The 16,857-nt window shown below is 36.6% G+C and carries 23 protein-coding genes, 1 tRNA gene and 2 pseudogenes; 6 read left to right on the forward strand and 20 right to left on the reverse strand.

The genetic code is table 11. The features are described 5' to 3' along the window. Nucleotides 1–74 precede the first annotated feature (74 nt). The 12 genes and pseudogenes from PROVALCAL_RS05350 to PROVALCAL_RS05400 all read right to left on the reverse strand — a co-directional run bounded on the left by PROVALCAL_RS05350 (nucleotide 75) and on the right by PROVALCAL_RS05400 (nucleotide 9,460). Nucleotides 75–1,417, reverse strand: a pseudogene (locus PROVALCAL_RS05350) (autotransporter outer membrane beta-barrel domain-containing protein). A 1,113-nt stretch (nucleotides 1,418–2,530) separates the two neighbouring features. Continuing rightward, entirely contained in the window at nucleotides 2,531–3,550 is a 1,020-nt protein-coding gene (locus tag PROVALCAL_RS05360; protein ID WP_006658113.1) for a restriction endonuclease, read from the reverse strand. 101 nt (nucleotides 3,551–3,651) lie between these two features. Beyond that, nucleotides 3,652–4,263, reverse strand: coding sequence for a hypothetical protein (locus PROVALCAL_RS19630; protein ID WP_131657914.1), 612 nt, complete (start codon nucleotides 4,261–4,263; stop codon nucleotides 3,652–3,654). Between the two features lie 457 nt (nucleotides 4,264–4,720). Continuing rightward, complete coding sequence (locus PROVALCAL_RS05375) at nucleotides 4,721–5,902, reverse strand: site-specific integrase (RefSeq protein WP_006658116.1); 1,182 nt, start codon at nucleotides 5,900–5,902, stop codon at nucleotides 4,721–4,723. Further along, on the reverse strand, nucleotides 5,857–6,078 hold the full coding sequence (locus tag PROVALCAL_RS05380; protein WP_039861648.1) for a hypothetical protein: 222 nt from the start codon (nucleotides 6,076–6,078) through the stop codon (nucleotides 5,857–5,859). Before PROVALCAL_RS05380 ends, PROVALCAL_RS05375 begins: the two co-directional genes overlap by 46 nt. A 238-nt stretch (nucleotides 6,079–6,316) precedes the next feature. Next, nucleotides 6,317–6,499: a hypothetical protein gene (locus PROVALCAL_RS19460; RefSeq protein WP_080547031.1), complete on the reverse strand. Its 183-nt coding sequence runs from the start codon at nucleotides 6,497–6,499 to the stop codon at nucleotides 6,317–6,319. A gap of 91 nt (nucleotides 6,500–6,590) precedes the next feature. Beyond that, nucleotides 6,591–7,046, reverse strand: coding sequence for a single-stranded DNA-binding protein (locus PROVALCAL_RS05385; protein ID WP_006658117.1), 456 nt, complete (start codon nucleotides 7,044–7,046; stop codon nucleotides 6,591–6,593). Next, nucleotides 7,036–7,843: pseudogene (gene recT / locus PROVALCAL_RS05390) on the reverse strand (recombination protein RecT). The gene PROVALCAL_RS05385 and the pseudogene recT overlap by 11 nt, the downstream one beginning before the upstream one ends. Further along, nucleotides 7,821–8,654, reverse strand: coding sequence for a PD-(D/E)XK nuclease-like domain-containing protein (locus tag PROVALCAL_RS05395; RefSeq protein WP_006658119.1), 834 nt, complete (start codon nucleotides 8,652–8,654; stop codon nucleotides 7,821–7,823). Before PROVALCAL_RS05395 ends, recT begins: the two are co-directional and overlap by 23 nt. Next, on the reverse strand, nucleotides 8,651–8,818 hold the full coding sequence (locus PROVALCAL_RS19725) for a hypothetical protein (RefSeq protein ID WP_006657620.1): 168 nt from the start codon (nucleotides 8,816–8,818) through the stop codon (nucleotides 8,651–8,653). Before PROVALCAL_RS19725 ends, PROVALCAL_RS05395 begins: the two co-directional genes overlap by 4 nt. A gap of 127 nt (nucleotides 8,819–8,945) precedes the next feature. After that, entirely contained in the window at nucleotides 8,946–9,128 is a 183-nt protein-coding gene (locus tag PROVALCAL_RS19235) for a hypothetical protein (protein WP_006657618.1), read from the reverse strand. Nucleotides 9,129–9,235: 107 nt separating this feature from the next. Beyond that, a complete protein-coding gene (locus PROVALCAL_RS05400) occupies nucleotides 9,236–9,460 on the reverse strand; it encodes a hypothetical protein (RefSeq protein ID WP_006658121.1) in 225 nt (74 codons plus the stop codon). Nucleotides 9,461–9,604: 144 nt separating this feature from the next. Between PROVALCAL_RS05400 and PROVALCAL_RS05405 the strand changes: the two genes are divergently transcribed. Continuing rightward, nucleotides 9,605–9,817, forward strand: a complete 213-nt coding sequence (locus PROVALCAL_RS05405; protein ID WP_006658122.1) for a hypothetical protein — start codon at nucleotides 9,605–9,607, stop codon at nucleotides 9,815–9,817. Here the strand turns inward: PROVALCAL_RS05405 and PROVALCAL_RS05410 are convergent. From PROVALCAL_RS05410 to PROVALCAL_RS05445, 7 genes are all read right to left on the reverse strand, one after another. Further along, entirely contained in the window at nucleotides 9,814–10,032 is a 219-nt protein-coding gene (locus tag PROVALCAL_RS05410) for a hypothetical protein (protein WP_006658123.1), read from the reverse strand. The two genes, PROVALCAL_RS05405 and PROVALCAL_RS05410, sit on opposite strands and share 4 nt — an antisense overlap. A 378-nt stretch (nucleotides 10,033–10,410) precedes the next feature. Next, the gene (locus tag PROVALCAL_RS19965; RefSeq protein ID WP_006658125.1) at nucleotides 10,411–10,935 is read right to left on the reverse strand and encodes a transcriptional antitermination N peptide; all 525 of its coding nucleotides are present in this window, start codon (nucleotides 10,933–10,935) and stop codon (nucleotides 10,411–10,413) included. A 199-nt stretch (nucleotides 10,936–11,134) separates the two neighbouring features. After that, nucleotides 11,135–11,368 carry a putative hemolysin gene (locus tag PROVALCAL_RS05425; protein WP_039861649.1) on the reverse strand — a complete coding sequence of 78 codons (234 nt, stop codon included), beginning with the start codon at nucleotides 11,366–11,368 and terminating at the stop codon, nucleotides 11,135–11,137. Between the two features lie 74 nt (nucleotides 11,369–11,442). Next, the gene (locus PROVALCAL_RS05430; RefSeq protein WP_006658127.1) at nucleotides 11,443–12,198 is read right to left on the reverse strand and encodes a DUF1828 domain-containing protein; all 756 of its coding nucleotides are present in this window, start codon (nucleotides 12,196–12,198) and stop codon (nucleotides 11,443–11,445) included. Beyond that, the gene (locus PROVALCAL_RS05435; RefSeq protein ID WP_006658128.1) at nucleotides 12,195–12,755 is read right to left on the reverse strand and encodes a hypothetical protein; all 561 of its coding nucleotides are present in this window, start codon (nucleotides 12,753–12,755) and stop codon (nucleotides 12,195–12,197) included. Before PROVALCAL_RS05435 ends, PROVALCAL_RS05430 begins: the two co-directional genes overlap by 4 nt. Nucleotides 12,756–12,804: 49 nt before the next feature. Beyond that, entirely contained in the window at nucleotides 12,805–13,146 is a 342-nt protein-coding gene (locus PROVALCAL_RS05440) for a DUF3024 domain-containing protein (protein WP_006658129.1), read from the reverse strand. A gap of 9 nt (nucleotides 13,147–13,155) precedes the next feature. Then, on the reverse strand, nucleotides 13,156–13,800 hold the full coding sequence (locus PROVALCAL_RS05445) for a LexA family protein (protein WP_006658130.1): 645 nt from the start codon (nucleotides 13,798–13,800) through the stop codon (nucleotides 13,156–13,158). Nucleotides 13,801–13,907: 107 nt separating this feature from the next. Between PROVALCAL_RS05445 and PROVALCAL_RS05450 the strand changes: the two genes are divergently transcribed. The 5 genes from PROVALCAL_RS05450 to PROVALCAL_RS19730 all read left to right on the forward strand — a co-directional run bounded on the left by PROVALCAL_RS05450 (nucleotide 13,908) and on the right by PROVALCAL_RS19730 (nucleotide 16,464). After that, on the forward strand, nucleotides 13,908–14,117 hold the full coding sequence (locus PROVALCAL_RS05450; protein ID WP_006658131.1) for a helix-turn-helix transcriptional regulator: 210 nt from the start codon (nucleotides 13,908–13,910) through the stop codon (nucleotides 14,115–14,117). 131 nt (nucleotides 14,118–14,248) lie between these two features. Beyond that, nucleotides 14,249–14,575: a hypothetical protein gene (locus PROVALCAL_RS05455; protein ID WP_006658132.1), complete on the forward strand. Its 327-nt coding sequence runs from the start codon at nucleotides 14,249–14,251 to the stop codon at nucleotides 14,573–14,575. A gap of 67 nt (nucleotides 14,576–14,642) precedes the next feature. Further along, nucleotides 14,643–15,593, forward strand: coding sequence for a replication protein (locus PROVALCAL_RS05460; protein WP_226890308.1), 951 nt, complete (start codon nucleotides 14,643–14,645; stop codon nucleotides 15,591–15,593). Then, a complete protein-coding gene (locus tag PROVALCAL_RS05465) occupies nucleotides 15,590–16,264 on the forward strand; it encodes a replication protein P (RefSeq protein ID WP_006658134.1) in 675 nt (224 codons plus the stop codon). The genes PROVALCAL_RS05460 and PROVALCAL_RS05465 overlap by 4 nt, the downstream gene beginning before the upstream one ends. A 26-nt stretch (nucleotides 16,265–16,290) precedes the next feature. Continuing rightward, on the forward strand, nucleotides 16,291–16,464 hold the full coding sequence (locus PROVALCAL_RS19730) for a subtilase-type protease inhibitor (RefSeq protein ID WP_006658135.1): 174 nt from the start codon (nucleotides 16,291–16,293) through the stop codon (nucleotides 16,462–16,464). Between the two features lie 269 nt (nucleotides 16,465–16,733). Here PROVALCAL_RS19730 and PROVALCAL_RS05475 read toward each other — a convergent pair. Next, nucleotides 16,734–16,808: transfer RNA gene (locus PROVALCAL_RS05475), tRNA-Gly, on the reverse strand. Nucleotides 16,809–16,857 lie beyond the last annotated feature (49 nt).

The following is a 16,857-nucleotide window of genomic DNA, read 5'->3' on the forward strand; positions in this document are numbered from 1 at the left end:
AATAAAAGTTGGAGTAATAAAGAGGAAAAGTCCAGCCTAATTACTGGGCTTTCTGAGAAAATAATGATTAAGGACTAAAAAAACACTCGAACACCGGCGTTAATATTAAGAGGCGATTCAATCATTGAGCCTTTTGAATAACTAACTTCAGTATAAAGTGATGTATTCTTGTTAATACGAGCATCTAGACCAACACGGTAGTTGCCCATACTTCCTGAATAATCATTTTTAAGTTTTACGGTATCATTGATTAATACAGTATTATCATTAATGAATTCGTTTTCAAATGAGGCTTTTATATAAGGTGTTAATGTGGATTTTTCACCAATATCGAATGTGTAACCTGCTTTAACACCTGCTTCCGCTTTTAATGATTTATCATTTCCTAATTTTACTTTCATTCCATTGGTCATTTTTAACTCATTATTTTTAGCAGAGAAATATTCAATTCTAGCGTAAGGAGTAATGAATGAATGATTAAAATTAGTTTGTTTTCCTATTTCAAACGCAGAGCCAATACCTTTTTGCTTAAAGCTTGTATTCGCGATGTTATTCATATTAAATCTGACGCTACTTTCACTATCAAAGTAATTTCCTTTGACTAATGCATCTAAATAAAAACCGTTATCCTTTATATATGATGCATACAGACCTAATGAGTAGCTATCAACATCTGATTTACTTCCTGATTTTTCTTTTATTTCATTTTTTGTCATACCAAAAGAAATACCAGTATTAAGACTATCAGTATTTATATCAAAAGTTTTTCCTATACCATACTCAAAACCATTTTGCTTTAACTTGTAGGGATTGTTAACTCCATTATCAACTCTATACTCGTTATGAATATATCTTCCCCATACCTGGTTTCCATTTATATCGGTCATACTATTATTTAATCTATCAGTGATAGTATGATATTCATTAGTGAAAATAGTAGAGGCATAGGATGCGATCGATAACGCACTTTTAGCCGATTGAGATAATTGGTCTGAATGTTGCTTTAAATACCAATTATCATTTTTTGTTCCAGAGTATAAACAAATGAACCAAGTTCAACCTTATCTCCGTTGAGTTTAAATGCATCCTTTGTACTATTCCCTGCATGGATCAAGTGGTATCCATCGCTACTTTCTTTGCCGCTCCCAGCAACATTTACAATGTTATTCTTTCCTGAAAAATCAGTAACATTAAGGAAATCGCCATGCATTCCTTCAACATTCATATAGAAAGATGAGTTATTAGATTCCAGTTTGTTTATATTTAAAGTTTTAAATTCCTCGGTGGATAATGTGCTATCCAGAGGCGAGTAGAAATGTACAGATGAATCTGATAAAGCTACATTAATTGACCTCGAATATAAAATTGATTGTATGATGGTAAAAATACCAAAATAATTAACTTGGTCATCAATCAATTAATACAATTGATTAACAATTGAAATTCTAGGGAAACATTCTATCCAAAGTTTAATAAGGTTTACAATTCGAATATTTCAAATTAATTTGTAGGCTTTTATTGATAATATATGAAAATAGGTTGGCTATGATTTCAACAGAATTGAAATCATAGAGATGACAGCTTATTTAATCGTAGAGTATATAACTCATTGAATGTATAGGTTAGTGAGGATTTATAAATTAAGGTTAATTAAAAATAATATTAATTTATTAGTGGTACATAATAAAATTAGAGATTTTATATAACTTTGATTTTTTTGGGGGGGAACGTGGAGTTATGAGATACTTTGGTATCAGCACTTAAAGTCTTAAATGTTAATATTGAGTTTTTTTCGAACAGGTGAAGGATGAAGCTTGCAAAGAACCTATTGAATATAATAAGGATAAGCTGGGTTTTCTGTGGTTACATTTCATACAAGGAACTGCTTTTCTCATATATACCCAGCAGATAATTCACATTAGTATCTAAAATTCTCCCTATAACAAGCAGATCATCGATGTAGGTAGACATATCCCCATTTTCATATCGAATATACTCAGCTCCAGTTAAGTTATTAGCTACCTCTGAAGTTGAGATATTTTTATTGGATACGAATCTGTTTTATGAAATTACCGAACATCTTGTTTGTCATAATACACCCTATATACTCAATTGATTAAATATAATTAAGATGGCTGTGTTACAAATTTAGTGCTTGGTAGATAACAAAAAAGCCCACCGGAGTGAGCTTTTTTATTCTTCTAGTGCACGTGCATTAAATGTGCATTTCAAAGTCCATTCTGAGTCATGTTGCTGTCCGTCCAACTTTACTAACTTACTGTTTTTAAAGTTGTTGTCACATCACTGACAGTTAAAATTTGGTGGGCTGGCGGGAGTTGAATCCGCATCCGAAGTTTTTCAATTTATTGATTTTGAAAGGGTATTTCTAGAAGGGGACAATAATGTGCACTAGATGTGCACATGAAGGTCAATGTGTAGGTGTAATATTATCTCTTGAGGCAAGGTATTTTTTAGATTAGATGTCCTAAATGATTAGCTCACAGCGATAAGCTAATTAATAGTAACTTAATCATATTCCCATAAATATACCACTGCCAGGTGTCTTCATTTTATTCAGCCATTCGGATATAGTTGTTTTATTGGCCTCTTTAATCATATATCCACGTGCTTGGCAGTCTGAAAGACCACCTGGGGAAATCCCTGAGGTTGTTACTATAAGTCCAGACTCAGCTTTTTCCCATTCAACATCTGCCCATAAAGCTTTTACAACGGTACGATCAATTTTATTTTTATATCTTTTACATTGAATTAAAATAAGTGGAGGTTCTCCAGCTTTTTTGTGATCTTTCCAAACACGTACATCTATACCGCCATCGTTACGTCCAGGTCCAAGTTCAACATTAAATCCTTCACGAGTAAAATACTCTGCAGTAAGTCCTTCAAATTTTCTCCAATGCATTTCGTTTAATTTATCTGAGTTCCTCTGGAGGTAATCAATAAATCTTTGATCAATGAAGTTACCATATTCACTTTCCAAGGATTCAGACTCGAATAATTCTTTAAGTGCTATAGTATCTTTCCAGTTAACTCTTCTTATTTTGCTAATGCGCCGGTGCATATCATCTATATTACCATTAATAAACTCCATACTAATATTTAAGCCAACTTGTCCAAATTTTCTTTTACACTCAATTATGAAAGAGGTTGGATCTAATTCTTCTCTACCTTCTTTCATTGCTTTATCCATAGCTAGCTGTAAATGTAAATTCCATAATCTCATAATCTCTGTAAAAATTACTGAAAGATTTGAATCGTTTTTATATTTATGGTGAAGGCGAATTGTGCTTGGAATACATCCATCTGTTTCCACACTTCCTAGTTTGAATAAAATATGTGCAAACATCTCATCGATCTCTTCAGGGTATATTCTTATATATTTTTCATCAGGAACTGATAAACTTCTTCTAAAGCTTGAATCGATTGAGAATAAATCAATAATTTCATCTTTACTCAATGTTAAGCCTGTTTTAAATCCTGCGGATTCACCCAAAACAGATATGAGTTCTAAATTTTTGAATGTTATGGACATGAATTTTCTCGTATATTTTATGTATTCCCAGAAAAATTCAATTGGCTATTTTTCCTGGGCTCTTAATAGAAGTTAGTTGTTATATTTTTCCTGAACTATAACTATTTTTTCTCAATGTCAGCAACATTACTATGTGCTGGCGTTACATTGGTATAACTGAAAATTTTAGGTGGCATTGGATAAAGGCGTAATTTTTTTCCTAGCATTGCAGGAGTCATGATCGATGTTTTCAAGGAAATTATCCGTGGAGACTTCCGTTGTGCCTCTAGAGTTTTAATTAACTTGAAATCCATCGTCAGAAAACAGTAAAGTCCGTACTTTTCTGCAGTTCGTATATGCCACGCATCTTGACTATTTTTTCTTCCAAGGACCTTAACTAGTGAAGCATATAGAGGATCTTCTATCTCCATCTTTTTTAGTCGTTGGATAAGTTGTTCTTGCGAACTTGGAAGTTCCATCCATGAAGGACCAAGGCAAGGGAAAGTATTTTGATCAATAATTTTGAGAGGTCTGTTTTCAAAAAAATTAGAATCTAAGTATCCGCACCCTTGAAATCGCCCGACTGGTTGATAAAATCGTTCATTATATAATTCGGAAGATGAATAAAAATTTAGAAGTCCTGCTCGTTGGAGAGAAAACAAGCTGGGGAGATAGCTAATGTCATCATATTCACGAGTTTTAGCCTTTGATGAATAGACTGGAGTTCGAGCCAAATATCCAGTTTTAACATTATGGTCTTAAGACCTGTATGAATCCATGTCGTTTTATGTGTTGTTGCGTGGGATAGTACAGTATTATCGACCAATACTCCGATAGGTTCGCTTTCCTTTAATATTCGTTTAGCTTTGTACGTTGAAAGTTCGACTAACCAATTGGCAATTTTTGTACTATGCTGGTATTTAATATTTTTGATATATCGTGACAAATTTTTCATAAAATTAATATCTGCTAATTTTTAGTCAATGTGATAATAATGTATAACATGTTTATTACTAAATCAAAGCTAAATAAAGGCAGTATAATATTTAATTAGAATTATTTAAGGGGGGAGGTAATTAATTTTTTAATGATAAATTAATTACCTATGATTTTTTCATCATGTTATTTATGAATATATTATTAAGCTCGTTTAAGAAAAGACTAATCATAAAATAAAGTTTTTTTAATATTTTAAACTAAATGTATTGAGTTGATATTTTTTACACTACTCCCATCATACTCCTTAAGATATCCTCCATAGTGCCTAAACAACATCTCTGGCCCCTTATGCCCCATTTGTCCAGCTAGCCAAAACAGATTAGCTCCTTGGCTTATATGTCTTGTGGCAAAGGTATGTCTCGTTTGATAAGGATTGCGATATCGAATACCCGCTTTTTTCAATGTTGGTACCCATGCTTTCTTTCTGATCGCATCAGCGCCAGCCCAAGCTTTATTTGTTTTCGGATCTTCAAAAATTACACAGTCTTTCATAAACGTGAATTGCTTTTGTTCATTTAGAGCATTCATGGCCTCACTATTTAATTCAACTTTTCTGGTACCAGCTTTAGTTTTGGTTTTCTTAATGACACCTACCACGCTGGCGGATTGCACGTGTGCAGTGTTTTCTATGAAATCTATATCACTCCATCTCAAGGCACATAATTCAGAGCTTCTTAACCCAGTATTAATGGCAAATTGAAATAAGTTTTTCCATTGTTCGTACTTTGTTGCAGCGAGTAGGGCGGAGACTTCTTTAGGGGATAATGGGTCGACTATATAACTGCTTTCAGCTCCACTATTTTTTGATTGATATCTTGATGCCGATACAAGGCTGACAGGGTTAATTGATATAACCCCATCAGTAATGGCTTCATCTAGCGAGCTGCGCAAGAAAGAGAGTTGATTACGGATAGTTTTTAATACTGTCGTTTGCTTCTGTATCCAATTTTTAAGAATAGCAGGAGTAAGTGATGAAACATGAAATTGGTGTAAATCTGATAAGGCATTTTTACACTTTTCATAGCCTTTGATAGTCGATGGTGACAGATTTCTAGTTTCACAAATCACAAGATATTCTTCTAAATAATCAATAACTCTTTTTTCACGGTTATTATCTCCGAAGAAATTTGATTTTTTAGAGTTAGGAAAATACTTGTAGTAATTAAATGTACCTTTTTCGATATTATTTTGAATTTCAGCGAGTAGCCTTTCTGCGTATTTAATATTTTTATTATCTACGGTTAGTCTGGATAAGGGTTCCCTACACAGAACCCCTTTATAAGTGAATGTAATAACTAACGTATTTTTGGTTTTATTTTGACGGATGGTTACGCCTCTTGGTAATAGGTATCCTGCTTGTTTTTTCTGACCCACTTGTTGACTTCCTTTATATCAATCCAACGCTCTTTTGAACCATCGACCTTTAATACATGAACTCCCTCTTGCCAGAATCGCCTTTGAACTCGTTTGTTGATTGCATCTGCGCTCTCACCAAATAACTCGCAGTATTTAGATATTGGCAAGCACTCTACAGAAAGGTTTGTATTCATAGTTGTCTCCATATTTTTCTATAGATGAATTTAAAATATAATGACATTGCTGATTCTCTCTTTTAAGCCTAACTACATCCCTCATACTCTTGCATGTGTATATTTGTTCAGATACAGACACAGCAGAACCATGCATTACAAGCAGTAATACATATCCGATTATTGGCATGAATTGTTACTCTGAATTTTAGGTATAAAAAACCCTGCTAGTGCAGGGTGGAAGTATATAGAGTTACTGTTATTCGTCTATTTTTGTGTATGAATAATCAACTCCACCATTCCAGCGGTTTATCTCTTCTCCACATACACGACAGTTGTATGACCCTTTTTCTCTCATTGGTAATTGGTGTTTGGTTTCTAAATATTTAGTTCCGCAACCTTTACATGTAACTTCGCTTTTTGTTATATCCCATGTAGCCATTTTTTGCCTCTTATGTAATGCACTTGAGCATTAGATACTAGCAGTCTTAAAAAGAAAATCTATATGATGAAATCATGGTTATATCATTTGGTTAAATCATATAAATAGCGTGGCTAGGATAGGGGAGCCCGATAGGGGCAAAGGGAATTTCGTCATCCCAACCCATAGGCGGGTCATTCTGCGGAGCTTGTTGCTGTGGCTGTTGAGGTTGTAGCGCTGGCTGTTGGCTTCCTGCCTGATTATTGCCAAACTCAATTTTATCAACAATGATTACTGGTGCTGATTTCTTCTCACTACTCTGGCTTGTCCATTCTTCCATGACGAACTCACCAGTTACTGTAACCTTTGTCCCCTTGGTTAAGTATTCAGGTAGCTTTTCAGCTTTAGAGCCAAACATCTTGCAGATAACCCACGATACTTTCTCGTGTTCACCGTAACCCTGCTTTACAGGGAGACTGAATGATACAACCGCTTTTCCATTAGGAGTCCATCGTTGTTCGCAATCTTGCCCTAAGTGAGCTGTAACGATGAATAGATTAATTGCCATTGCTATCTACCTCTTCAAATTCAGCCTCAAAAATTGCAGAGTGATCTTGTTCTATATTTGCCTCAGCCTTTTCGTCAAGTATGACGGCTTTTTGCATCTCGATGGAAACAGGTAAGTATTTAAAAAGTCGGCGAATGACTGTTTTCTTTGCCATCTCCTCCCAGTGGGTAACCCATGGTCCATTTTTACCCGCTTTACTTGAGTCGCGAACTTTTTCTATCTGGTTATAGGTCATAACCTCGAACTGAACACCTTCATCTTTTAACCTAGCAACAGCATAAACATGGGTAATTGGTGAATCTTCATTTCCTTCGGGTATATGAGTTAAGTTTTCATTTAACCCATATTCAAAATGAAAGTTATCGCCTTGGCGCACTGTTCTGGCTGATATACTGATGATTTGACCTGAACGCCTTGCTAAATCAATCATTCCTCGGTAGCCAATGATGAGCTGAACATTTGATTTACCGTTATCTGACTTACCATTACCGAAGGGTAAAAGGTAGGCATGACCTAATGCATTACCCGGCTCTAATCCTAATTGTGAGCATTGAACTACAGCACCAATAAAACTTTGAATATCACAATTTGCGAGAGAGGGAGTTTTGCGAATCTCGGTGCTGACAATTCTAATCATGCGGTCAGATGTGATATGTTTAGGTAATGCTGCTGCTAATTGTGCTTTCATTCCCGGCTGATTAATAAACTCTACAAGTTTTTGTTCATTTAGTTTTTATTTTTACTTCTGTTCCTTGGGTTTTCTGTAAATCAGTTTTAGCTAGCGGTGGTGTGCTCATGTTTTAATTCCTTAGCCCAGCTAGGCAGAGATAGCGTGCGAATGCCTGCCCATTCGTCAGTTTTAAGGCATTCTGCATATGTGAATAAGTTTTGTTTATAAGTGATGCGACCAACGGATTTGGCTTGTTCATCTAATACGAACACTCTGACTGGATAACGCCCGCAATTAATGACTGTGCTTACGGCAAGAAAAACAAAAACAGGCATTTCACCCGTTAGTGACTTATATCCATCCGAATAGAAAGAGTCCTGCACGTGATATCGGTACTCATACATAGAGCGTTCAAACTTTTGTATGTCGGCAGTGCTTTTTACATCAACTAGCCAATGATGCTCTTCGATTAACTTGTCCGGTCTACAACGACAAAGAATGTCCGTATCCTTGTCTTTCCAATAGATGCTGCTTTCAGCGATTCCTTTCGCCTCCAGGCACCATCGAGCTATTGGGTGAGCCATCGCGCTATCTTTCATGAGTGATAACTTCCTGTTATCTTCATTGGTAATTGGTGTGATATTTTCCTTTTCACACATTTCAAGAAATTCCTTTTCTTGCTCTTTCCCTGCATTGGTTCTACGATTTACTTCTGGTGCAATCCTAAATCTTTTTTGAAATTCATCAGGCTCTAGCAATAAGCAATGCAAAGCCGTGCCAAAATCTAGAGCTTTTGTTTTTTCGTTATCTACTGGCGCATCCCTATGCCATATAAAATCAGCCGGAGATTCATCTATCAGGTCAAGTTGTGACTTACTAATACCTAATCCATGGTGATAGTCTTCATTTGAAATGTCGTAATAAATACCTTCGTTCATTGAATAAGCCTCTCTTCCAATACATCCTGTATTTTCTTTAGAATCCTATCCTTGGTTGATTCCGATAGTTGCCGAAGTTCCTCTCCGTCAATCTCGTTATAAATATCAATAGCCATTTCTCCAATATCAAACTTAGGGTCAGGGCTATATATTTGAATTCTCATGGCTCATCCTTACGTGAATGCGTATGCTCCACGAGAATTAACTTGCCGAAGAATTCGATTTGTCTTTTCGCATTGCTGCTTAAATTTCCAATCAGCAACTAATTCGTCTATTTGTTTATCAGTCATGTCAGACTCGCGCAGTAGGGCGAATATTTGCTGTTTTATGTATTTCTGCTTTGCATTCATGCTTGACTCCATATGCGGTTTTTAATGTTTCATTTGCTTCGCTCCATCCGTTCTCATCCTTGAGATAACGAGCAATTCCAGCTTGTGATTGAGCTAAACAAAGTTTGTATTTATCAATATTCATGCTTATCTCCGGATGTGCGAAATCCTCACTTATCTTGCGATAGCGATAGAAAGTCCCCTGATGTTGGTGATATTTATTTGATTAAATATGAAAGAGGTAAGTCTTTTTTAATGGATAATGTCTCTGACTAATGTTTTTAATGCGGCTTTTTTGAGTGCAGTTTTCACCGCTGTGTTCCCGATTAGATTTTTCACAAATTCATCCAATAGCATTTGAATATTTGGCTCATTTTCAGGTACGGATATTTCAGCCATACCTTTTACTTTTGGTTGCATTTCATCAGACAGAATGAGTTTCAAATTAATATCTACTGATGCTTTAGCGTGTGGCATTTTTCCTCCTTATGCGTGTTTTTTTTGAGTAAAATAAATATCAAATTGCCTGCTTTTAACCACGTCAGGCAGCTGAGGTTTATTACTTCCCAGTAATAAATTGGATATACTTATTCCTCCCCTGAGATAGAGAGGATTGAATTGATGTCTAAAAATGTTATTACCGAACATAACCCTGTAGAAAGGGTTGCTTTTGATATGGCTCTAGCATTAGCCACTAAACAAAATTCAATCAAGACACCAGAGCAACTAATGGCTGAGATTGAAGTTCTATATCCTGAATGCTATGAAGTCGCCAAGAAGCAATGGAGTAAAGAAAACCCACCTCCATCGAAAGCGTTCTTAGATACCTTTTAAGGTAGCTGAAAATCAATAATTTCTTTTAATTGTTCTAGTAGCTCAGATAGCGGTACGGGATAAACTAAGTCACTACCGCTAGTTAGCATAATTGCTGATCTGATATCTTCTTTATCTTCATCATCTTCCCAGAACCCAGAAATTGAATTCTCATGAAAATAAAAATTTTTACCGTAAAGTTTTACTCTATGTAACTGTACTTTTTTACCAGCCATTCTATACCTCCTATTATTCAACCTAGCGCCCTCGTAAAGACGCTAGAGTAAGTATTGCTATTCGATGAATGATTAAATTTCTGGCATGATTGCCGCCACAACTTTGTCGGTCTCTTCTTGGTTGATTACTTCGACGTACTTATCTCTAAGGGTTTGGATTTATTAAAGCTTTCTTCGCAGACGTCATTGAACTTAAAAGAAGTTCCGAATTTAACTTGAAAGTTTTCTTCAAACCAACAGAAACGAACAGATAGTTTTGACTCATCAGGGTTATGCGCTTTTTTTACTAAAACCTGTCTACCGTGTGATGTAAACTCTTTAAAACATACTTTCATTTCCTCCTAGTTACTCACCATAGCTCACTCACTGAATGGGCTTTTAAGCTCTTGCCGTTACTTTGCCAGATTCTAATAACGTTCCTGATTTACGATATTTGGCTGAGTAAATACTAGCGTTGGGTAAGCAGGTATTATCTACTGAGTCATAAACTTTAGTACTGCGAATTGAAATTGCTTTTTCAACTCGGCTAATTGGTTTTACATTTTTTCTTGTTGGAAATATTGAATCCAATTTCATTTCAATATTTTTTTTCGAAATAGCTTCAGCTTTTCGTCTAGCGTGACGTCTATTTCTAGATAATCCGCGCAAAAATTCAGGTTTGCGTGATTTTTTCACATAAATAGTTGCCATATGCCCTCCAAATAGTTGGTTTTGGTGAGAATAAGGATTGAAATCCTTGATTATATCTGTTTTTACAGGGCGGTTTCTCATGTCTGGGCAGAGCTCTCTGGAGTGAGTGAACACCTTATTCTCACAAAAACCTTCTGAGAAGGTTGCCGCTTTATCAGCGACTCCATTCTGATAGTTAATACACAGCTCACTATCATCGTTGTTAAAGAACATCAACGAGCTGTGTTCCGTTGATGCTCATAATATTCACAAATCGTGATTTAAATGTCAACCACAAATTGTGTTCAATTATGGGTTTAGATATTAACGTGATGATTTTAAATGAAAAAAACTTTATTTTTAGACACGATTTGTGATTTTATTCACATTCGTAGGGGGAAGGCATAAAAAAAGTCCCTTAGGGCTCTTATGTTTATTTGTGATCTCTTCTGTACAAAGACCACTCTTCAATTTTTTCGCCAGAGGGGAGGGTGCAATATCCGACTTGTCCATCGTTGGTGTTAACTATATCTAGTTTTCCGCCTAATTTTGCACAATAAACTGAAGCAGGGTTAGCCATTCCTACTTGTGTTGGCGGATTTTCATTTTTTCCTGAAGAGCAGGCAGTTAACGAAATTAAAGCTGATAAAATCATGATTTTTTTCATATGGTTATCCATTTAGATGGCTGTGGGTTCTATATACAAAAAAGCCCTCGCGGGGAGGGCTTGGGCAGTGAAAGTTATGCGGCTAGCTTAGATATCCATTTATCTCTTTTGGCAAAAGGTAATACATGGCTTATTTCATTAAATAAAAGAGATAGTTGTTGCATTTGAGCACCAATTGATTCGCTATCAACAACAACATATCGATTATTTAATGTGGCGTTTGCATTTTTTAGATCAATTAGCTTACCAAGTAGAGAGTATGCACTATTCCAGCTTCCACCTTGTTTTACGCTAGATGTAAAAAGATACTTTGGTACTTCTGTATTAACTGTTACTGGAATGACTATGTTATGCCCGCTCATTCCTAATACATTAGACTTCAATGAAATATTATCTTTTAAGCTGGAGTGATATAAATAATCTATAACTTCACTTTCAAATTTTTCAACTCTGACCGATTGATGCCAATCAATAGATAAGGTGGAGGCCAATATACCAGCTCTGATTACATTAGATGTAGCTGACCCAACTGTCTCTTCTGTTGCCCAACTAACAATTTCACCTCTGTCGTTAAGTTCTGCGCCTTGATGGCTTATAAAGCTACGTATTTCATCAATTCTTTTTTTTGTAAGTGAAATGCCCCGTGCTTCCATATTCATTAGTGCGTCGCATCGGTCACTTACAAGATATTTACCATTAATTTCTTTTACGAAGGCGCCAACATGCTCCCCATCATCACAGAAAGTGAATGGGCTAATGATTCTTAGTAATTCAGCACCTATAGGGTGACATTCAAAACCAAGATTAGATATGACTGTTGAGCACATCATAATGGTAATCCTATTTGTCCAGATATATCTTCTAAAGGTATAGGGAGTTCACCTATGCATTTTATATTTAAATGTTTGCAAAAAAACTGCCAAAACCCTCTGATATCATCTGATTTTATAGCTTCTTTAATTGGGAATCCTACGTCACTATAGCGCCCAGCTTCTTCATAGTAAACATGGTAGTGGGCACCTAAAATATAATTTACAAAGTCAGGATGATCTACTTTATATCTATTTGTATGTCCATCAAATGGATAGCTATCAACTGCAAAAATTCGTTTCTTGTTATAAAGTGCTACAATATTAATCTTTGGAAATATTTCATCGCCATCTTGCTTTGGCTCATGATCAGGTTTCCATTGGATTAAAATAGTTAAGCCTTGCAATGGTATTCCATCGCTGTCTAATGGCAAAATATTCATTTGAAGCCATAAAAGTGGTCTGTTTGGGGGCGGTTTTTCCGTCCAGCTAACACCAGAGAAGTCAACGAACTTTTCACAGTATAGGATATTGTCAACTTCTACTTGGCTAGGTTGATAATCAGTACACTTTGCCACTATTAGTCATCCATTAATATTTAACAAATGCACACACTAAAGTGTGTCGTCAGCCGAAAAAGTAACCTTGCAAGTCATCTTCTACAAGCTTAATAGCATCTGAAAAGCTGCCTAACATTTTTTCATCGTAATGATGCCAGTTACTGTCTTTATCCATCCATAGTAGTGACCAAGAGCCTGTGATTTTGTTATGTATTATTTTTGCTACAGGTTCTTCTACTCTTGAGTCACTCCATGTTAGCTGTCTAACCTCGAATATAACGACCGAGTCATCTTCAATACGATACTGTAAATCGAGCTCATCTCTGAGATGTTCTGCTGGGCGGCGTTTTTCTAAGAAAAATTCCATGCACTTTTCAATATTTGCTAGTTCAATATCATTGAATGCCATGCTTTCTCCTCAAAATGTGTCATCAGACCATTGACACTTTATAACTTTACCTATGATTTCGCAGTTTTCATTTATTGGGATTAAATCAAATTTCGGGTTAAGAGGTTCAAGGAATGTTTGTCCTGATTCTCTTATTAATTTTTTAAATGTAAATTCGTTACCGTTTAGCCTAGCGATACAAAAATCACCAACATTCACAGGCTCTTTTGGGTCAATAAGTATCAACATTCCTTCAGGAAAGCTAGGTTTACCTCCTTGTGCTGCTGTCATTGAATGACCTTCAACTTCAAGCCAAAAAGCGCGTTCACTTGCTTTCTTGGCTGTAGGTATCCATGCAATAGCATCTTTCTCTGTATAAGAGTTGCTATTTTCGGTAAATGCGCCTGCTTGAATTTTGGTCAGCAATGGGTATTCGTAATTACTAATAACTTGATCACTTTGGGTACCAAACATTAACTCTGCTGGTGATACACCAAGCGCCTCGCTGATGACCAATGCATCATCAGCACTTATTTTTCTTTCCCCAAGTTCATAATTTCCAATTCTAGAGGCTGCTGAATATCCGCACAGCTTTGCAAGTTGCGCTTGGCTTAAGCCTCTTGATTCCCGAATAGACTTCAGTCTTTCACCGATAATTTCATTTATTTTTTTCATGTCTATCTTTTAACACAAAATGTGATTCAAGTATTCAAACAATATGTGATTGACACCTAATCACATATTGTGTGTAATGTAATAAGTGGACATGGAGGATATTTATAATGAATAACATTGCAGAACAGCGAAAAAAACTAGGAATTTCTCAGGCTGTTTTAGCTTCATCAATCGGGTGGGGGCAATCGCGAATTGCAAACTACGAGTCAAACATCAGAACACCTAGTCTGAATGATTGTCGAGTAATTGTCGAAGTGCTACAAAAACTTGGTGCAAAATGCTCTCTAGATGATGTTTTCCCACCTAAAACATCATAGATTTACGGCTCTTTAACAATCGCAGTTTTTTGCTGCTACGGAGCCGCTGATAAAGCGGCAGATTTACCAAGTATAAAAACGCCCACAGGATCGTGGGTAACGGACTAACTATATATGAAGGAATATAAATTATGGAAAACGCAAATTCACGCAAATCGTTTAACCGATTTGTATCCAATCACTTGGTGGCAACCGCTTATCAAGTTATCAGAACAACATCTCAAACAGTTATCGCTAAATCATTAGGCGTTCATGACTCAACTATCACTCGTAGAACCGAAAAGATACCTGAGCTATGTGAGACATTAGCAGCGGCAGGGGTAATTGATTTTGTTTTGCCGGGTGAAAAGAAAATTAGTGAAGAGGAATATCGCTTTTTGTGGAAGCAAATTGGCGAGCTTTCACGCTTGCTTACACGAGAAAACGCCCCAGTTGTTGGAGCAACTGAGGCGCATTAATTATTTAATTTCGCAAGGTAATTATATATGAAAATGAATTACATCACAAATCGATATGGAGGTCGCTATGAGTATTGTTAGGCATGTGGATTTTGCTAATAAGCGACGATTGGCTGATAAATCGGGGGAGCAAGTGGCTAGTCTTGATAATGGCTATATGCGTCTAGCTACCAGTATCAGTAGGCTCAAGCCAAAGCTAAAAATGGCTGGAAGAGAGCATCAGGTATTCGATGCTGTGATTGATTGCACATATGGCTGGAATAAATCAGAGGATAAGGTAACCAACACCTATCTAGCAGAAATGACAGGGTTAGATGACTCTGATATCGGTAATGCGTTAAAGGTTTTGGCTGAGAGAAAAATTATCAATCTCAGAAAAATCGGCGGATTTAAGCTGGTAAGTGTCAACGTAAATCTTGAGCAATGGCAGTTAGAAAGACTGCCCAAAAAACGCCCAAAAACACCACAAAAAAAGTTGGGCGAAATCGCCCAAAAAGTTGGGCAAAAAAAGGTTTCTAGTTTGGCGAAATCACCCAACACCAAAAACAGTCTTACCAAAGACAATAATATTAATAATTTTTCGTCAGAGAATTCTAACGAATCCTCTGACCACTCACTGGATAACATTTTAACCTTGAAGGCTGATGCTGTTGTTTGTTCCCCCAAAGGTAACAAGTGGGGAAATGCTGACGACTTGAAGGCAGCACAATGGATTTACTCGCAAGTGTTGATAATCAGTCCTACATCCAAAGAGCCAAACTGGTCATCATGGGCTAATGATATTCGCTTGATGAGGCAATTAGACGGGTATTCACACAAAGATATTTGCCGATTATTCCAATGGGCTAACCGCGATTCGTTCTGGTGTAGCGTTGTGTTATCTCCTGCAAAACTTCGCAAGAAATGGGCGACTTTAGTCATTCAAAGTCAGCAACCAAACCGAAACAAACGAGTTGTAGAGCAAGAGCCAACACAAAGCTGGAATACTCGTGAAGCATGGGAGAATGAATTTATATGAAATCTCATTTGGCAACTGCAATTGCTAATCGTGATGCAGGCGCACTGGCTAAAATTGCTCAAGACAGTACGCCGCAAAAAATAGTAAACCCACAAGCTGAGCAACTCGTTGATGTGTTATTCCGAAACCTGAAACAAATCTTTCCTGCCGCAGTAAACACCATATTTAAAAATGAAAGTGACGAGCTCGCGGCTAAGCGACAGTGGGTTGCCGCCTTTGCTGAAAATGGAATTACTACCCGCGAGCAACTTCAAAACGGAATGAGACACGCGAGGGCAAGTGATTCGCCTTTTTTCCCCGCAGTCGGTCAATTCATCAAGTGGTGCAAACAGGAAGACTTTACTCAGCTCGGATTGCCCACGGAAACTGAACTATACGACATGTTCAAGAAGTATTGCTCTGAGCGAGGTTGGCGTAGATTTAATTGGCAGTCGAACGCTTGTTACTGGATGGTCACTAAAATTTACTCAGAAATGCGAAGTCGAAACTTATCGGATTCAGAGGTTATAAAACTTTGCGCGTCTGAGCTTAAGACTATGGCTAATCGTATTAAATTAGGTGAGAAAATCCCTGATCCAGTTTTGCAACTTGAAAGCTTAGTGATACCCACTAAGCGTGACAAAGCGTTATCAATCATTGCCGATTGGAAAAACAAATATGGACTCAAGTAACACATAGAATCATAAGGAGTTTTAAGATGAATGACGAAGCGGTATACAACATTACCGGCACATGGAATGGAAAGCCATTTGAAAAGCTAATGTTAGCAGAGTGTGCGTTGGATGCTGAGGCTACGATTGTCTTTTGGGCTAATTTAGGTAACGCTAGCCTTGATGACTTGAATGTTGAATATCACAGTGCTGTCGGCTAAGAGATTACAGAATGAGTGTTTTATTTCATAAAGACCATAAGCTAGATGAAAAAAACAATTGTTATATTAATAGTAAGGTACTGTCATTAAAGAAAGGACATAAGCTCAATGGGATGAACTACTTAAATATTCAAAGTAAATTGAATAAAAAATTATTGAGATGCTTCCCTCGTGGAACAGCTTATATCAAGGTTTGGCAAAATGAGTTGATAGCTAAACTTAGCAATGGAGTTGAGAGTTAATTGGGATAAAGTGGCTGATAAGACGATTGGAGCGGCCAGTGGGAATCGAACCCACATCATCAGCTTGGAAGGCTGAGGTAATAGCCATTATACGATGGCAGCTAGGTAAAAACTGATTAATTAACGAGTTAACGTTATTAGGCTACGCCTC

The sequence above is a fragment of the Providencia alcalifaciens DSM 30120 genome (assembly GCF_000173415.1).
Classification (GTDB): Bacteria; Pseudomonadota; Gammaproteobacteria; order Enterobacterales; family Enterobacteriaceae; genus Providencia; species Providencia alcalifaciens.

Excerpts from the sequence above, each read along its gene's own strand:
- PROVALCAL_RS05405 (WP_006658122.1), top strand. The coding sequence starts at position 9,605 with ATGTCTAAAAATGTTATTACCGAACATAACCCTGTAGAAAGGGTTGCT.
- PROVALCAL_RS05385 (WP_006658117.1), bottom strand. The coding sequence starts at position 7,046 with ATGGCAATTAATCTATTCATCGTTACAGCTCACTTAGGGCAAGATTGC.
- PROVALCAL_RS05410 (WP_006658123.1), bottom strand. The coding sequence starts at position 10,032 with ATGGCTGGTAAAAAAGTACAGTTACATAGAGTAAAACTTTACGGTAAA.
- PROVALCAL_RS05445 (WP_006658130.1), bottom strand. The coding sequence starts at position 13,800 with ATGAAAAAAATAAATGAAATTATCGGTGAAAGACTGAAGTCTATTCGG.
- PROVALCAL_RS05460 (WP_226890308.1), top strand. The coding sequence starts at position 14,643 with ATGAGTATTGTTAGGCATGTGGATTTTGCTAATAAGCGACGATTGGCT.
- PROVALCAL_RS19730 (WP_006658135.1), top strand. The coding sequence starts at position 16,291 with ATGAATGACGAAGCGGTATACAACATTACCGGCACATGGAATGGAAAG.
- PROVALCAL_RS19235 (WP_006657618.1), bottom strand. The coding sequence starts at position 9,128 with ATGAATATTGATAAATACAAACTTTGTTTAGCTCAATCACAAGCTGGA.
- PROVALCAL_RS05465 (WP_006658134.1), top strand. The coding sequence starts at position 15,590 with ATGAAATCTCATTTGGCAACTGCAATTGCTAATCGTGATGCAGGCGCA.
- PROVALCAL_RS05380 (WP_039861648.1), bottom strand. The coding sequence starts at position 6,078 with ATGAATACAAACCTTTCTGTAGAGTGCTTGCCAATATCTAAATACTGC.
- PROVALCAL_RS05440 (WP_006658129.1), bottom strand. The coding sequence starts at position 13,146 with ATGGCATTCAATGATATTGAACTAGCAAATATTGAAAAGTGCATGGAA.
- PROVALCAL_RS05395 (WP_006658119.1), bottom strand. The coding sequence starts at position 8,654 with ATGAACGAAGGTATTTATTACGACATTTCAAATGAAGACTATCACCAT.
- PROVALCAL_RS05430 (WP_006658127.1), bottom strand. The coding sequence starts at position 12,198 with ATGATGTGCTCAACAGTCATATCTAATCTTGGTTTTGAATGTCACCCT.
- PROVALCAL_RS19460 (WP_080547031.1), bottom strand. The coding sequence starts at position 6,499 with ATGGCTACATGGGATATAACAAAAAGCGAAGTTACATGTAAAGGTTGC.
- PROVALCAL_RS05425 (WP_039861649.1), bottom strand. The coding sequence starts at position 11,368 with ATGAAAAAAATCATGATTTTATCAGCTTTAATTTCGTTAACTGCCTGC.
- PROVALCAL_RS05400 (WP_006658121.1), bottom strand. The coding sequence starts at position 9,460 with ATGCCACACGCTAAAGCATCAGTAGATATTAATTTGAAACTCATTCTG.
- PROVALCAL_RS05450 (WP_006658131.1), top strand. The coding sequence starts at position 13,908 with ATGAATAACATTGCAGAACAGCGAAAAAAACTAGGAATTTCTCAGGCT.
- PROVALCAL_RS05360 (WP_006658113.1), bottom strand. The coding sequence starts at position 3,550 with ATGTCCATAACATTCAAAAATTTAGAACTCATATCTGTTTTGGGTGAA.
- PROVALCAL_RS19965 (WP_006658125.1), bottom strand. The coding sequence starts at position 10,935 with ATGTTCTTTAACAACGATGATAGTGAGCTGTGTATTAACTATCAGAAT.
- PROVALCAL_RS05455 (WP_006658132.1), top strand. The coding sequence starts at position 14,249 with ATGGAAAACGCAAATTCACGCAAATCGTTTAACCGATTTGTATCCAAT.
- PROVALCAL_RS19725 (WP_006657620.1), bottom strand. The coding sequence starts at position 8,818 with ATGAGAATTCAAATATATAGCCCTGACCCTAAGTTTGATATTGGAGAA.